The sequence below is a fragment of the Pseudomonas sp. LBUM1673 genome (assembly GCF_059695645.1).
On sequence record NZ_CP166780.1, the window covers coordinates 3,032,161 to 3,047,380 of the forward strand.

Annotated in this window: 13 protein-coding genes and 3 pseudogenes; 8 read left to right on the forward strand and 8 right to left on the reverse strand. The window is 57.3% G+C overall.

What is annotated here, in order from left to right:
• Window positions 1–35: 35 nt before the first annotated feature.
• Genes ACA044_RS13930 through rfaH form a run of 4 tightly spaced genes read right to left on the reverse strand, consistent with a single transcriptional unit; the run spans window position 36 to window position 4,635 of the window.
• On the reverse strand, window positions 36–2,348 hold the full coding sequence (locus ACA044_RS13930; protein WP_497446864.1) for a GumC family protein: 2,313 nt from the start codon (window positions 2,346–2,348) through the stop codon (window positions 36–38).
• A gap of 2 nt (window positions 2,349–2,350) precedes the next feature.
• Window positions 2,351–2,884, reverse strand: coding sequence for a polysaccharide biosynthesis/export family protein (locus ACA044_RS13935; protein ID WP_497446865.1), 534 nt, complete (start codon window positions 2,882–2,884; stop codon window positions 2,351–2,353).
• A 16-nt stretch (window positions 2,885–2,900) separates the two neighbouring features.
• A complete protein-coding gene (locus tag ACA044_RS13940) occupies window positions 2,901–4,061 on the reverse strand; it encodes an outer membrane beta-barrel protein (protein ID WP_497446866.1) in 1,161 nt (386 codons plus the stop codon).
• A gap of 37 nt (window positions 4,062–4,098) precedes the next feature.
• A complete protein-coding gene (gene rfaH, locus ACA044_RS13945) occupies window positions 4,099–4,635 on the reverse strand; it encodes a transcription/translation regulatory transformer protein RfaH (protein WP_497446867.1) in 537 nt (178 codons plus the stop codon).
• A gap of 605 nt (window positions 4,636–5,240) precedes the next feature.
• Between rfaH and ACA044_RS13950 the strand changes: the two are divergent.
• Window positions 5,241–5,947: pseudogene (locus ACA044_RS13950) on the forward strand (NAD-dependent epimerase/dehydratase family protein); the annotation flags it as partial.
• A gap of 97 nt (window positions 5,948–6,044) precedes the next feature.
• On the opposite strand, the gene ACA044_RS13955 reads toward ACA044_RS13950, so the two are convergent.
• The gene (locus ACA044_RS13955; protein WP_497447345.1) at window positions 6,045–6,185 is read right to left on the reverse strand and encodes a hypothetical protein; all 141 of its coding nucleotides are present in this window, start codon (window positions 6,183–6,185) and stop codon (window positions 6,045–6,047) included.
• Window positions 6,186–6,279: 94 nt separating this feature from the next.
• Between ACA044_RS13955 and ACA044_RS13960 the strand changes: the two genes are divergently transcribed.
• Together ACA044_RS13960 and ACA044_RS13965 are read left to right on the forward strand one after the other, a co-directional pair.
• Window positions 6,280–7,203, forward strand: coding sequence for a carbon-nitrogen hydrolase family protein (locus tag ACA044_RS13960; RefSeq protein ID WP_497446868.1), 924 nt, complete (start codon window positions 6,280–6,282; stop codon window positions 7,201–7,203).
• Between the two features lie 67 nt (window positions 7,204–7,270).
• Entirely contained in the window at window positions 7,271–8,848 is a 1,578-nt protein-coding gene (locus ACA044_RS13965; RefSeq protein WP_497446869.1) for an alkaline phosphatase D family protein, read from the forward strand.
• A gap of 3 nt (window positions 8,849–8,851) precedes the next feature.
• Here the strand turns inward: ACA044_RS13965 and ACA044_RS13970 are convergent, their stop codons facing one another.
• Window positions 8,852–9,316 (reverse strand): LEA/WHy family protein, encoded by a 465-nt coding sequence (locus ACA044_RS13970; RefSeq protein ID WP_497446870.1) that lies wholly within the window; start codon window positions 9,314–9,316, stop codon window positions 8,852–8,854.
• Window positions 9,317–9,595: 279 nt separating this feature from the next.
• On the opposite strand from ACA044_RS13970, the gene ACA044_RS13975 reads away from it, so the two are divergent.
• Both ACA044_RS13975 and ACA044_RS13980 read left to right on the forward strand, forming a co-directional pair.
• Complete coding sequence (locus ACA044_RS13975) at window positions 9,596–10,312, forward strand: helix-turn-helix transcriptional regulator (protein WP_497446871.1); 717 nt, start codon at window positions 9,596–9,598, stop codon at window positions 10,310–10,312.
• A 52-nt stretch (window positions 10,313–10,364) separates the two neighbouring features.
• Window positions 10,365–10,706: a nuclear transport factor 2 family protein gene (locus ACA044_RS13980; RefSeq protein ID WP_007897370.1), complete on the forward strand. Its 342-nt coding sequence runs from the start codon at window positions 10,365–10,367 to the stop codon at window positions 10,704–10,706.
• Window positions 10,707–10,735: 29 nt separating this feature from the next.
• Here ACA044_RS13980 and ACA044_RS13985 read toward each other — a convergent pair.
• Window positions 10,736–10,828, reverse strand: a pseudogene (locus ACA044_RS13985) (metal ABC transporter ATP-binding protein); the annotation flags it as partial.
• Window positions 10,829–10,860: 32 nt separating this feature from the next.
• Between ACA044_RS13985 and zapE the strand changes: the two are divergent.
• The 3 genes and pseudogenes from zapE to ACA044_RS14000 all read left to right on the forward strand — a co-directional run bounded on the left by zapE (window position 10,861) and on the right by ACA044_RS14000 (window position 13,190).
• On the forward strand, window positions 10,861–11,979 hold the full coding sequence (gene zapE, locus ACA044_RS13990; RefSeq protein WP_497446872.1) for a cell division protein ZapE: 1,119 nt from the start codon (window positions 10,861–10,863) through the stop codon (window positions 11,977–11,979).
• 18 nt (window positions 11,980–11,997) lie between these two features.
• Window positions 11,998–12,579, forward strand: a pseudogene (locus ACA044_RS13995) (DinB family protein).
• Between the two features lie 119 nt (window positions 12,580–12,698).
• Window positions 12,699–13,190, forward strand: a complete 492-nt coding sequence (locus ACA044_RS14000) for a GNAT family N-acetyltransferase (protein WP_497446873.1) — start codon at window positions 12,699–12,701, stop codon at window positions 13,188–13,190.
• Window positions 13,191–13,390: 200 nt separating this feature from the next.
• Here the strand turns inward: ACA044_RS14000 and ACA044_RS14005 are convergent, their stop codons facing one another.
• Window positions 13,391–15,136, reverse strand: a complete 1,746-nt coding sequence (locus ACA044_RS14005; protein ID WP_497446874.1) for a phosphoethanolamine transferase CptA — start codon at window positions 15,134–15,136, stop codon at window positions 13,391–13,393.
• Window positions 15,137–15,220 lie beyond the last annotated feature (84 nt).

Consider the following 15,220-nt stretch of genomic DNA (forward strand, 5'->3'; position numbering starts at 1 on the left):
GAAAGAGGCGTAACGACAGGCTGGGTCGCAGGGCGTTACCGAGGCGCGAAGTCGTAGTTATAAAAAGTCTTGGAATGGTGGTAGCCGTACTTGCGCGCCTTGCGCAGGTTCACCTGGTTGAGCACGGTGCCAAATACCGGCACATGGCTCTGCTGCAACATGGCAATGCCCCTCTGCACTTGGCTGATCGGCGTGCTGTCGGCTTTGACCACATAGATCACCGCATCCGAATGCTTGGCCAGCAACAGCGCGTCGCTGATCATCTCCGCAGGTGGTGAGTCGATAATGATGTGGCGGTAACGCGACCTCAGCGCCTCAAGCATGCGCGCCATGCGCGGCGAGCTGAGCAGATCCTGCGGCGGAGGCTGGCGTGCCGGGTCAAGCGAATCGGCAGGGGAAGGCAAGCGCGGTGCGGCGAACAGATCCAGCGAAGGGGGCAGGACCTTGCCGGCCGGCAGCATGTCCAGATTGCCCACCGAAACGATGCAGTCTTCGAGTCTGGCAGTGCCTGCAATGATATTGGCCAGTCCGGGGCTGTCAGGCGGAAAATCGAAGTTCAGCGAAAGGGTTGGCTGGCGCATGTCAGCATCGATCAGCAGCACACGCTCCAGCGGAGTGAGCGAACTGGCCAGATTGTTGGCAATGGTGCTTTTGCCCTCTCCAGCAACGGTCGACGTCACCAGAACCACCTGCGACGGCATTTCACTGCTTTGCAACATCAGCCAGGTGCGCAGATTGCGAATGGTCTCGGAAAAACGCGGGTTGTCGTTGTCTTCGAACAATCGCGCCAATTGCCGCCGGCTTTTCTTCATCACCAACGGTACGACGCTGAGCAGAGGAATGTTAAGCGCGCTTTCGATCGTCTCGTCGGTTTTGAAGGTGTTACTCAGGCTGTCAAAGAGCAACGCCAACGCTACGCCGATTACCGCAGCGACCAACCCGACTATCCCCACAATCAATGTTTTGCGGGGCTTGCTTGCATCGACTGGGACAATGGCTGGGTCGACGATGCGCACTTTGGTCGAGTCCATGTCGGCGGTCGCCGCTGTTTCTTTCAAGCGGGTGACGAACGTTTCATACAGCGCGCGGGTGCTGTCGACATCACGCTGGAACTCGCGCAACTGGAACTCCTTGCGAGCAATGTCCTGGATCTGCGCCTTGTTGCTGTTGAATGATTGGCGTAACGAGGCTTCACTGGCCGAGGCGAGTTGGTATTGCCGTTCAATACCGGCCACCACCTGCTGCACCTGCAGTTGCAGGCTGGTGGTGGCTGTGCGCAATTCGGACTGCGCGGAGAGCAGACTGGGATGTTTTGAACCATAGCGCCCCGCCAGTTCCTCAACCTTGGCTTGGGCCTTGGCCCGGTCCGCCTGAAATTGCTGGACCAATGGGTTACTCAAGACCGCAGGCACGCTGGAAAGTCGGCTCAGATCGCCGTTGCTCAGGGCCTTCGCCTGCCGGTATTGGCTCTCTGCTTCAGCGCGGTTACGACGGGCGTCGACCATGCGATTGCCGGTCATTTCCAATTCGTTGGCACTGATGGTGGCGACCCCTCCAACGTCGACCAGACCTTGCTCTTCCCGGTACCCCTGAAGCTTTTTCTCGGCCACGCGCAGGTTGTCACGCAGCTTGATCAGTCGAGTGTTCATCCACGCGGTGGTGGTCTGCGAGGACTTCTCGCTAGTGTCCAGTTGGCTGTCGGTAAAGCCTTGGGCCAGCGCATTGGCAGACGCTGCCGCCAGAGTCGGGTCCGGAAGCTCCACCTCGATTTCGAGCAATTGGCTCTTGCCGACGAACTTGACGCTGGTGTGCAGCATCAGGTTCTGCGTGACCTGATTGAAGACGTTTTCTTCACTCGGCGCATCTTTTACCGGCATCAACATGCCCAGCCCCGGGAGCCATTGATCAAGATCAAGATCCGCCAGCCACTTGCGCGGCGTGAACCATGGCGTCGGTTGCTGGCGCGGGTCGGTGACCGGGTTAGTCGTCAGACCGAGTTTTTTCACCGCTCGTTCGGCAAGGTCCCGCGATTGCAGGAGTGCTTGTTGTGTCTGCAAGTATTCGGTGGCGTTGCTGCCCGAATCCTTGACTTGCTGAAAGGACATCAGTGGCGGTGTTTTATCGTTGAACAGCAAGGTGGTGCTGCCGATGTATTGCGGGGTAATGCTCGAGACCACAACGGCCGCCAGCACACCGCTCAGCAGGACCAGCCATCCGATGCTCCATTTGGCGCGCCAGATCACCCTCCAGAGCTTTAGAAGATCAATGGTGTCCTTGTCTTCGCTGTACTGCTGATGCAGATGCGTTTGAAGAGGACGTTCGACGTAGGTGCTAGGGCTGTTGTCCATGATTAGAAAAAGCCTTGTGCAATGGAAATGGTGTCGCCGGGGGCAATCGTGGTGTTTCGCGTAACGTTATCGGTGAGGGTTGCGCCGCCATCGCCGCGCATGATGGTCACGCGTTTGATTGAGGCCCGCTCGGTCAAGCCGCCGCCCAATGCGATGGCTTTCTCCAGTGTCAGTCCGGGCACGAACGGATAGCTGCCAGGCTTTTGCACTTCGCCATTGATGTAGAACGAACGGTATTCGATCTGGCTCAGACTGACTTTCGGGTCGATCAGGTAACCTTGTTTGAGCCCGTCGACGATGATCTTTTCGACTTGGTTGGGTGTGAGTCCCTTGGCGGAAATCTCTCCCAGAAACGGGTATGAAAATGTGCCGGCATCGCTGAGGCGGATCTTTTTCAGGCTCAGCTCCGGCTCACCAAACACGATGATGCGCAGGACATCGCCAGCGGCCAGTTTATATTGAGGGCCGGGGTCTGCTGCATGCGTATTGGGTACAAACGTCAGTGCAAACAACAAGCCAAGAGTGTGTGCGTTCATATCGAAACCCTCTTGCTTAAAGGCTTAAGTTGAAGCTGATCTGAAAAACGTTGCGGGTGAAACTTTCATTGTCGGTATCGGAGTCGTTATCGCGGAATCGATAGCCGAGTTCGATATCCAGCCACCGGCGCATTGCGTACACCACCGCCAGGTTGTAATCCTGAAAGTTGTCCGTGCGGCTCTGGCCTTCGTAGACATACCGACCGATCCCGGCTTTTGCCACCGTGGTGATCCGTTCAGTCCAGCCATGGCGCCAACCGACCTGGGTGAAGGTGGACTTCACGGCATCCGCGCCATCGTCGCCCTCGGCCAAGGCTTGGCGGGCCACAAAGGTAAACGTCGAGTAAGTTCGTGGTTTCCACTGCAGGTCCACCTGCCAGGTGGGATTGTTGAGGTCTTTGGAATCGCTGTTATCGAAGTTCTTTCGTTCATAACCGAGGCGGACTTTTCCGGTCGTGCGTGCGGTGACGTCCCATACGGCACCGGCGAGCACGGCGTCGGATTTGCTACTGCGCGGGCTGTCGGATTGCTGGTAGTCAAAAATCGTGTGGTCGTATTCCAGCAGGCTACGTGTGTTGCTGCCGACACGGTGGTACCAGGTGGAGGTCACGCCGGTGGTATTACGTTCTTTGTCGTCGTTGATGCCGTCAGAGTTGTCGTAGCGGAGTTGTGCGTAATTGGTGCCGAAAGCAATCTGATTATCAGCACTTTTGGCGCCATAGGTGTAGAGGCCACTCACACGTTTATTGTTGATCTTGTCATTGACGCCTTCGACCGCTGTCGATTCCGTACGCTCGTATTTGCGGTATTCGGCTTCGAGCTCCAGGCGATGTCGGTCGGTGTACTCCATGATGCTGTCCGCCAGCACGCGTTGAGCTGTGTACGAGGCATCCGACTCATCGTGATAAATGTAGCGGGTGGGCTGCCAGATCAGTCGGGTGGCGCTGTTGCGATCTTCGGCCTTGAGTGCGAAGGAGGGCGCCAACTTGGTGATCATGGAGGACTGTTTATTGCTCTCCAGCTCCCGGAAGTTATCGTCATGACTTTCTGTCAGCATGAAAGTAGGAACGAAATCGAATCCATAAATATCGATAGGCTGTGGATCAATACTCCAGGCCATCCCGGGGTATAAAGAGGCCATGATCAGTGCAAAAGGGCAGCGTGACTTCAAGGCCATCTCTATAGCTCCCGGGAAAGCATCAGTCAGATGATTTTTAGATATTTGTTTGTAATGAGGGTTGCTGACGTTCGAGATCACTTAATGGCACACAGACAGCGTGTTCCCGATTAAGAAACTGAAGCAAGATCATGACGCGCTCAGACCCTAGCGAAGAGATGAAAATGCCTTCCAGTGTCGACAACGGCCCTTGAATTATTCGCAAGTGTTCGCCGGGCTTCAGCGGCTCGTTGTCTTGCAATTCCGATGATTCAATACAGCGCGTACGCAGATGATCGATGACATTCTCGGACACCGTCGTAGGACCTTGATTGAATTCGACAATACGACTGACGCCGCGAGTGGATCGTATGGGCGCCCAGTTGTCGTCACCGCCAAGATGGATAAACAAATACCCTGGGAAAAGAGATTCCCGCACCCTGTGTTCTTTGCCGCGAATCACACGCGCTCTCACAAATTGAGGGTGAAACACGACATAGTTCTGTTGAAGCAGGTTGACGTGGGCACGTTCGTCCTGATGGGGCTTGCATTGCAGAAGGTACCAATTGCACCGGTCGGAGCTGATTGCTGGCATGCTGGTAAACTCCGTGAATATCGAAAGTTTAAGCAGGCGGAGGATTAATTGAATCCGGGAAGTGATAAGCCAGACAGCGTTATGTTTTTATGAGGTTGTGCAAGTGTGTTTCAAAATTGAATCATGTGTTACGTCGGTGGAACACTGGATAATGAATTTACGTTATAGATGACAGCGCTTCGGGTATGATCATCGGGCACTTTTCCGCAGATAAAGCTACCGCACGGTCCGTACGAAGGGCCGTAAAATAAATAAGTTATTCATAAGTTGTCTGAAGAACAGCGGTCAACGAGCAATGTGCACTCGTCGCCTGTTCAGATAGACCAATTTAGTTATCGACCACTCTTGGCAACCTGTCAAACGTCCTCCGTCAAAAAAACATGCCTTCTATCAAATAGTGCATATCATTATGCTTAACCAATTGTTTTTAAAGGCTATATTCTTTCCGTCGAGCGGTTTAAACTTTTTAAGAAATCCATGGTCGTGCTCTGGCGAGAAACCGGGAGAGGATTCCTCAATAGTGGGTTTTGTTATGGAGTCTGGCCTTCGTGCAATAGCAACGCTATAACTAACTGTCTGGGGTTTGGCAAATGGAGCAGGGCACTATGACCGTTCTTGTGACTGGCGCCGCAGGATTCATCGGGGATCACACAGTCAAACGGTTGTGTGATGAAGGTATTGAAGTCGTCGGTATTGACAACCTTAACGATTACTACAGCGTGGAACTCAAACACGCGCGGCTCAAGCAACTGAGCCTGCTGCACGGTTTCCATTTTCAGACGATGGATATTGTCGATAAACCGGCCTAGATGGCGTTGTTCAAAGACCAGGGTTTCACCGAGGTCGTGCATTTGGCTGCACAGGCGGGCGTTCGCTACTCGCTGGATAACCCGGATGTGTATGCGCAATCGAATCTGGTAGGGTTTCTGAATGTGCTGGAAGCCTGCCGATACTATCAGCCCGCGCATCTTATCTACGCGTCGAGCAGTTCGGTGTACGGCGCCAACAGCAAGCTGCCGTTCAGCTTCGACGACGCGGTCGATCAGCCGGTTTCGCTGTATGCCGCGAGCAAGCGCGCCAATGAATTGCTCGCCCACAGTTACTGTCATCTCTATGGTCTTCGCGCCAGCGGCCTGCGTTTTTTACCGTGTATGGGCCGTGGGGACGTCCCGACATGGCACTGTTCAAATTCACTGACGCGATCCTCAAGGGGCAGCCGATTGATATTTACAACCATGGTCAGATGGCGCGCGACTTTACCTACGTCGACGACATTATCGAAAGCATTGTGCGACTGCGTCTGAAGCCACCGGGGGGTAGGCCTGTCTTAAAGCTGATCATTCTTCGCCTTGCGCTGAACGCAGGATCTATACGGCCGAAAGCGAGGATCGACTCCAAAAGTTTCAGATTTATAGACCAATCCGCAAGGATTGATGGTGAGCAAGACAAAGAAAACCCAGCATCGCCGACGAAAAGTCCAAGAGTTCTGTCGCGGCGTGCAGCGCTTCGAAGACTTTGAGCAGGTTGAGATCGACGGTGGCGATATTCATCTGATTCATAACATTCAGCAGTGAGTCGGGCTTTATTCATGATCCTGTGGCGCCGGAGAATGAGCAACACCTCATTGCTAACGGAGTCACCGCGATGTCCAAGTCAATCGTTGCTGCCCTGCAAATCGGTGCCTTGCCCGGCGGCAAGGCCGACACCCTGGAACAGATTCTTGCCTGGGAAAGCGCCATTATCGAGTCCGGCGCTGCACTGGTGGTCATGCCTGAGGCATTACTCGGCGGCTACCCCAAAGGCGAAGGCTTCGGCACGCAACTCGGCTATCGACTGCCAGAAGGTCGTGAAGCATTTGCGCGGTATTTCGACAACGCTATCGACGTGCCCGGGGCCGAGACGAAAGCCTTGGCCGGATTGTCCTCACGCACCGGAGCCAACCTGGTGATCGGCGTGATCGAACGCGCGGGCAGTACCTTGTACTGCACGGCGTTGTATTTCGATCCGCAGGCCGGGCTGATCGCCAAGCACCGCAAATTGATGCCCACCGGCACCGAGCGACTGATCTGGGGCAAGGGCGATGGTTCGACTTTGCCGGTGATCGACAGCCAGGTCGGGCGGATCGGAGCGGTGGTGTGCTGGGAAAACATGATGCCGTTGCTGCGCACCGCGATGTACGCCAAAGGCGTGGAGGTCTGGTGCGCACCGACGGTGGACGAGCGGGAAATGTGGCAGGTCAGCATGCGCCATATCGCCCATGAAGGACGCTGCTTTGTGGTCAGCGCCTGTCAGGTCCAGGACTCACCGCAAGCCTTGGGCGTGGAGATCGCCAACTGGCCGGCGCAAAGGCCGTTGATTGCCGGCGGCAGCGTGATTGTCGGGCCGATGGGCGACATTCTCGCCGGACCGTTGCGTGACGGGGCAGGTTTGCTGACCGCCGAAATCGACACCGATGACCTGATCCGTGCCCGTTACGACTACGATGTGGTCGGCCATTACGCGCGCCCGGACGTGTTTGAGTTGACGGTGGATGAGCGGGCCAAACCGGGTGTGCGGTTCAACACATAAACCTGTGGGGGGCGATTGTCGTCTAGTCTCTAGGCGTTCACACCCCAGTCAACGGATGGACCGCCCCATGAGTTTGTTACTTGGCCCGATTCTGCAGTTTCGTGGTATCAACAGTAGTGTCTATAACCTGTCTGCTCTGGTGGTTCTACCCTCCGGGGGGGCATCACCCAGCGTAAAAGTACCCAAGGGGGTCACGGCCGGCAAACCATTGGCCACCGCCGATATCCCGCTGCTCAATCCTCAGTACCGCGTCTGGCGCATCGATTTCAAGGCGGTGCAGGATAAAGCCGTTGCAACGGCTTACACGATCAACATCGAGGGCGCAGAGGCCAACTTCGTTGTTCCGGTCAAGGGCCAGTCGCCGCGCATGGCGTATGTGTCGTGCAACGGCTTCTCGGACCCCAAGGACATGGAGAAGGTGGACAGGAACAACGAGCGCTGGGAGCACATGTGGGGCGCTCATCAAAGAAAGCCCTATCACCTGTTGTTGATGGGGGGCGATCAGGTTTACAGCGACGATATGCGCAGCAGTGTGTCGTCCATGAAAGCCTGGTTTGCCAAACCCTTCGCCGACCGTCAAAAGGCGGTCTACAGCAAGGTGATCGAAGCCGATCTGGACAAGTTTTTCACCAGACTCTACCTGGAACGCTGGAAACAGCCTGAAGTCGCGAAGATGCTCAGTGCTGTTCCGACGGTGATGATGTGGGATGACCATGACATCATCGATGGCTGGGGTTCTTACGATGAAATACTGCATTCAAGTCCGGTGTTTCAGGGGCTGTTTGCCACGGCCAAACGCTATTTCAGGATTTTCCAGCAGCAACTGATCCAGACCCATCCTCACCTCAAACCGTCCGCTGATACGCATCCCTGCGCGATTCCCGACACCACTGATGGCTTTCATCTGGGGTTCACCGGCCTGGGTAATCTGGCCTTGCTGGTTCCCGATTTACGCAGCGAGCGCGCACCGGATTTGACGACCCCGCGGGCTCGGCAGACCAGGATCATTTCCCCCGTCAGTTGGGATGCGATCTATGCCTGGCTGGGCAAGGTCAAGGCGCATAAACATTTGCTGCTGATGTCGAGTATTCCCGTGGGTTACCTTGATTTGCAGGCGGCCGAAAAGGCGCTGGACCTGATTTCGGGGCAACAGGAACTCGAGGACGATTTGCGCGACCATTGGCGAAGCCAGCCCCACCGAGACGAACGCAAGCGGCTGATCATGCGGCTGCTGGATTTCGCCAATACCGAATCATGCAAGGTCACGCTGGTGTCTGGTGATGTCCATGTGGCGGGGGCCTGCGTGATCGAATCGAAGTTGACCCGGCATAACGTCGACGGCGCGGGAACGATCTACCAATTGATTTCGACCGGGGTCGTGCATCCTTCGCCGCCGGCGCTTGCGGTGCAGTTTCTGGAGTCCATTGGTGGGCACCCGGAACAGATCGATTACGCCGTCACCGGAACCATGTTGCCCATTGGTGCAAGGGGACGCTACCTGATCGCCGCTCGAAACTGGCTGGCGATAGAGCCGGATGAAGGCAGCAACGGCAAAAACCGACTGTGGGCCAACTGGCACGTGGAAGGTCTCAAACATGCTGTGACGCAGGTGATCGATCCCGTTAAATCACGGGCCGAGCCGTGAGCGTTACCAGGTGTCGGTGGTCGGCCCCGGCAGGCTGAGTTTACCGCGATCAACGAAACGCATTGTGCCGAACACGCCGCCGGCCAGTTTACCCCGAAGCACGTACGGCAGATTGACCAGTGTCTGCGTCTGACTCAGCCCGAGGGTCTGACGCAGCACCGAGAAGGCCGATACGCTCACCGGCACCACTAACACAGCTTCGGAGAACCGTGGGATCGAGCCCGATTGGTCGCTGACGCCGGAGGCGAGTGATCGGCCATTCACCTCCAGATCCAGGGCCACGCCGTTGTAGTCGATTGCCGTTTCATTGGGGTTTTGCACGCGCAGTTTTACCGCAAAGCGCACCTCCAGTTCCTCGCTTGGCAGCGGCTCGATACCGATCACGTTGATGTTCAGCGGGTCGCGATGGGGGAACAGGGCGCAGGCGCTCAGGGAGAGCAGCAGGGACAGGACAAGTAATCTGCGCATGGACAGGCTCTCGTAGTGAAGAAGGCCGAAAGATATAGCGCACCATAGCGCACAACGCGCTGACGGTGATCGGTGATTCGAAGATGAGCCCATGTGGGAGCGGGCTTGCTCGCGAAGGCGGTGTGCCAGCCAATATAAGTGCTGAATGTTAAGCCGCTTTCGCGAGCAAACCCGCTCCCACATTATTTGATCTGTGTCGGGCCTCTTATCACTCCTGTCAGTTTCTGACAGGAGCCTCTGCTAAGCTCCGACGACTTTTCAGGAAAGAGCCCGCCGACCGTGTCACGAACCAGCCGTTTACTGACCTTGTTACAAGTGCTGCGGGGCAAAAGTCGTCCGGTGACTGCCGCGACATTGGCCAGCGAACTGGAGATTTCCGAGCGTACGCTGTACCGCGACATTGCTGAACTCACCGCGCTTGGCGCTCCGATCTTTGGCGAGGCGGGCATCGGCTACGTATTGCGCAGCGGTCTGTTTCTGCCGCCCTTGATGCTCAACGCCGATGAAACCGAAGCCATCGTGCTCGGGCTGCGCTACGTGGATCAGCGTGGCGATGAGGTCCTGGGCAAAGCCGCGGCCGATGCCCTGGCAAAAATTGCTGCGGTACTTGACCCGGCAGCCCAGGAGGCTTTGCGCAACCCGACAGTGCTGCCGGGCCCACCGGGTTATGGCTATCCGCAAAATGCCGTGCCCTTGAATGTGTTTCGCCAGGCCATCCGCGACCAGGTCAAGTTGCACATCGATTATGCGGACGCCAACCAGGTGCCCAGTCAGCGGCTGATCTGGCCACTGGCCCTGGGTTTTCTCAACGAGGTGCGGATCATTGTCGCCTGGTGTGAGTTGCGCAGTGCCTATCGCACGTTTCGCACCGACCGGATCTCGGCCGCCAGTGAGCAGGGCGAACGTTATCCGGGGCGGCGCAGCGACCTGTTGCGCACCTGGCGCAAGCAGATGCAACTTGACGACGCAGGGCGTTTCACTCCTGACAAGAACTGACACAGGCTTGTTCTAGCATGGCTCCAGAATCAACTCACAAGGAGCCGTAAACATGTCCAATCCCGCCTCTTCACTGGCCCCCGCCATCGCCGCCTACATTGCTGCCGCCAATGCTCGCGACACGTCGAGGGTTGCCAGTTTTTTCGCTGAGGATGCCAACGTGTTCGATGAGGGGCAGCATCAGGTCGGCACGCAAGCCATCGCCCAATGGATGCAAGACACTGCACAACGTTATCAGCCGCGAGTCGAGGTGCTCGACGTTCAACTGCGCACTGGCAAAGTGCTGGTGCACAACCTGATCTCCGGAACCTTTCCCGGCAGCCCTCTGGAGCTGCGCTACATGTTCCGCCTCAATGAGCAGGGCAAGATCGCCCGGCTGGATATCTCGCTGTAACCCGGTGCTGTGTAACGGCGCAACCCATGTGGGAGCGAGCTTGCTCGCGAAAGCGGTGTGTCATTCAGCATTGATGTTGGCTGACCCGACGCCTTCGCGAGCAAGCCCGCTCCCACAGGGATTGAGCTTCGCTAGCTGCTATATACTGCCGCGCATGAATGTCGACTCTCCCTTAAGCGCCTGGCAACACGCCATCGAACAGAAAGGCTTCGTCCAGGACGAAGCCCAGGAACACGCTGTGTGGGCGCTGCAAAAGTGCCACGAAGCCTTGCATGAAGGCCGTACACCCATCACCGGCGTGTACCTCTGGGGCCCGGTCGGGCGGGGCAAGACCTGGTTGATGGATCAGTTCTACCAAACCCTGCGCGTTCCGGCCCGGCGTCAGCACTTTCATCATTTCATGGGCTGGGTGCATCAGCGCTCCTTTCAATTGACCGGCACCGCCGACCCGTTGAAGGCCTTGGCCCGCGAACTGAGCCAGGAAGTACGGGTGCTGTGTTTCGATGAACTGTTCGTCAACGACATCGGTGACGCCATCATCCTCGGGCGTTTGTTTCAGGTGATGTTCGAGCAGGGCGTGGTCGTGGTGTGCACCTCCAATCAGCCGCCGGATCAGCTGTACGCCGATGGTTTCAACCGCGACCGGTTTGTGCCGGCCATTGCCGCGATCAAGCAACACATGCAGGTGATTGCGGTGGATGGCGGGGAAGATCATCGTCTGCACCCGGGTGCCGGTCTGCAACGGTACTGGGTGAACGTACCGGGTCAGCCCGGCGCCCTCGGCGAAGTGTTCAAGGCCTTGACCATCGGCCAGTCGCTGTCCGGCGATCCGGTCAAGGTCGGCTACCGTTCGGTCAATGCCATGCAGGCCAGTCAAACCGTGCTCTGGTGCCGTTACGCCGATCTCTGCGATCAGCCTTTTGCGGCCATGGACTTCATGGTCCTGTGCGACACCTTCAGCGCTATTCTGTTGAGTGACGTGCCCAACCTCAGTGCACAAAAACGCGAAGGGCGCATCGCCCGTGGCACTGAAGATGGTGCCTTGCGGGTGGTGGCGGGGGATCGCGAGTTGCCGCAGTTGTCGGTGCATGACGACGGCGTGCGGCGGTTCATTGCCCTGGTGGACGAATGCTATGACCGCAAGGTGCCGCTGTACCTCGAAGCGCAGGTGCCGATGGAGGCGCTGTACACCGAGGGCTATCTGCAATTCCCGTTTCGTCGCACCCTCAGCCGCTTGCAGGAAATGCAGCTAAAACGTTTTGCCGAGGCTTGATGCCTGGGAGGAGCGAACATGAATCAGTCCTTGTCCCACCATTTGTTGACCATGGCCTAACAGAACGCCTGGGCCAATCACCGACTGGCCAAGGCCTGGATTCAGCTAAGCCCGGCCGAGCTGGCGGCGCCTCGAGTCAGTTTCTTCCCCAGCCTGAGCGCGACCCTCAACCACATCCTGACCTGCGACTGGTTCTATGTGGATGCACTGGAGCGGGAATTACGCGGTGACGAACCGCATCCCGATTGCTACGTGTTTTTTAACGAAGACGAGCCGTTCACCCACGGCGCCGCTCTCAAATGCGAGCAAGCCCTGGTGGACCGCCGACTGATCGCCTACTGCGAGCAACTGCGCGACGCAGACCTCGGGCGAATCGTGACCATCGCGCGCGATACCCCGCAACATGACAGCCGATTGCGCATGCTGTCCCATCTGTTCGAACACCAGATTCATCATCGCGGGCAGGTTCACGCCATGCTCAGCGGCACCTCGGTCAAACCGCCGCAACTGGACGAGTTCTTCTGTGCCGGTGAGTCGCAACTGAGGGCCGAGGATTTTGCCGAGCTGGGGTGGACCGAGGCATTGATCTGGGGCAGTTGAGAGAGAATGATCACGGCAGGATTCAGTTGTCGACACCACCGCGCTCGCGATATGGTCGCTGGACCTTTCAGTGCGCAAGAGGCGAACTGGGGCAACTTCATGTGTGATCGAGGGTGGAAATGGAATCCGCAGAAATTCTTGTGCTTCAGGCCAGCTACACCAACCCGGTACATGCCGAGGCGATTGGCCTGGTGTTGAACCACTACGCCGAAGACCCGATGGGTGGCGGTCACTCATTGCCCGCCGATGTGTTGCAACAACTGCCGGGGGAACTGGCCAAACGTCCCTATGCCTTCAGCGTACTGGCGTTTGTCGGTGGCGAGCCGGCAGGGCTGGTCAATTGCTTTGAAGGCTTCTCGACCTTTGCCTGTCGGCCATTGGTCAATGTGCACGATGTGATGGTGGTGTCGAAGTTTCGCGGGTTGGGGCTGAGCCAGAAGATGCTGCATAAAGTCGAGGACATCGCACGCCAGCGCGGCTGCTGCAAAATCACCCTGGAAGTACTGGAAGGCAATGCCGTGGCTCAGGCGTCCTATGGCAAATTCGGTTTTTCGCCAGGCATGTTCGACCCGGCGCACGGCCGGATGCTGTTCTGGATCAAGGCGCTTTAGTCGCAGTCCACGTGGGAGCGGGCTGTGGCGAGGGAGCTTGCTCCCGTTGGGTCGCGCAGCGACCCCGGCATTTCAAAGTTAAACCGCATGTAAAGGGTTTACGACTGCTTCGCAGCCGAGCGGGAGCAAGCTCCCTCGCCACACAAGCCCGCTCCCACAGGTTCCGCGCCTGGCATTAGTCCAGCAGGCCTCTTGAAAAATTACTGCTGAACGACTGCCGGGGTGATAGGCGCACCCTTGGGTTTCATCAGGCTGAAGTCGATCAACGGCCGCTGCTGACGCTCATAAGGGTTGCCGATCATCAATGGCCGAGGCTTGAAGCTGTCGCTGACCAGGCTTTTGCTGCGGTCCAGTTCATCGGAGCTGAGGCCTGCCAGATCCGCCCAGGTGTGAATCAGCTGAGAACTGCTGTAAGGCCGGCCGAGATCACCGGCAAAATTCCAGTCGTGGGTTTCGCGCCATTTCGGCGAGGCCCAGGCCATGAATGGAATGGTGTACATCGGCGCGGTCGGCTTGCTCTCGTTGCGTCCCAGGGTTTTATGGCCCGTGGAGTCGAAAACGTCTTCGCCGTGGTCGGAGAGGTATAGCAGGAAGCCGTTCGGATCAGTCTTGGCGTAATCCTTGATCAGGCTCGACACCACGAAGTCGTTGTACAGCACTGCGTTGTCATAGCTGTTGTATGTTGGCACCTGATCGTCACGCACACCTTCCGGCACCCCTTTGCGGTCGGTGAATTTGTTGAACGTCGGCGGGTAACGGTACTGGTAGCTCATGTGCGTGCCGAGCAAATGCACGACGATCAGCTTGCGTGGCGCCGCATCGCCCAAGGCCTTGTTGAACGGTTCGATCACATCGCCATCGTACTGGGCGGCGTTCTGGTTGCGGTTGTTGTTCAGGTACACCTGCTCGTCGGCCTGTTCGGAGAAGGTCGTGAGCATGGTGTTGCGCTTGGTCATGGTTTGCTGGTTGGTGATCCAGAAGGTCTTGTAACCTGCCTGTTTCATCATGTTGACCAGCGACGGCGTCGACAGGTAAAGGTCCGGGTTTTCTTCGTCGGCGAACGTCAGCACCTGCTGCAACGCTTCGATGGTGTAGGGACGTGGTGTAATCACGTTATCGAAAACCGCCAGTTGGTCCTTGAGCTTGTCCAGCTCCGGGGTGGTTTCCCGAGGGTAGCCGTACAGGCTCATGCGCTGACGGTTGGTGGACTCGCCGATCACCAACACCAGGGTTGCCGGCTGATTGGCCATCGAGTCGGTAAGGTTCTTGAGTGGTGGAATCTTGCTGGCGCTGTCGAGCATGTCTTGCATGCCGGCCAGGGTATCGAGATATCGGTGATAGGCCACGGCCATCTGCCACGGCACCGCCGGCTCGATACGGGTTTCGAATTTTTCGAAGCCACCCGCCAGACTGCCGGTGCGCGCGGTCTGTTTGATCAGCGGGTAACCCACCACAGCCAACAGAATCGCCGTTGCTGCAATCAGCGCCTGACCGCGTGGCAGGTGCACCGGACGCAAGCGGGTCCAAAGGAAATACGCGAACGCGGTGTGGGCGAGGAACGCCAGCACCATCCACCAGGCAAAATACTGGGTCATGTACTCGCCGGCTTCAGACACGTTCGATTCGAACATGATGAAGATGACGCTCTGGGAAAATTCCTGCTGATAGATGAAGAAGTAACCGAGACTGGCCATCGAGCAGGCCCACAGCACCACGCCGATCAGCGCGGCCATCACACGTGTTTGTTTGGGAAACAGCAGCATCGGCGCGAGCCAGATGGCGCTCATCACAAAGGCCTGGCGGAATCCGGTAAAGCCGGAGGTGCCCGTCAGCTGAATGAGCAGTTGGGTGATGCCCGAAAAATACCAGAAGAACAGAAATAGCCAGAGAAATCCTGCCCAATCAAAACCTTTCGCAGACGTTTTGCTGCGTTTAAACAAAGCCATTCGCACTCCAGCCTGATGGTTACTTCGGCCGTCGGCACTCTCCCTGTCACAGACGAACAGACGCCGCGCGGATACCGGGGCGAC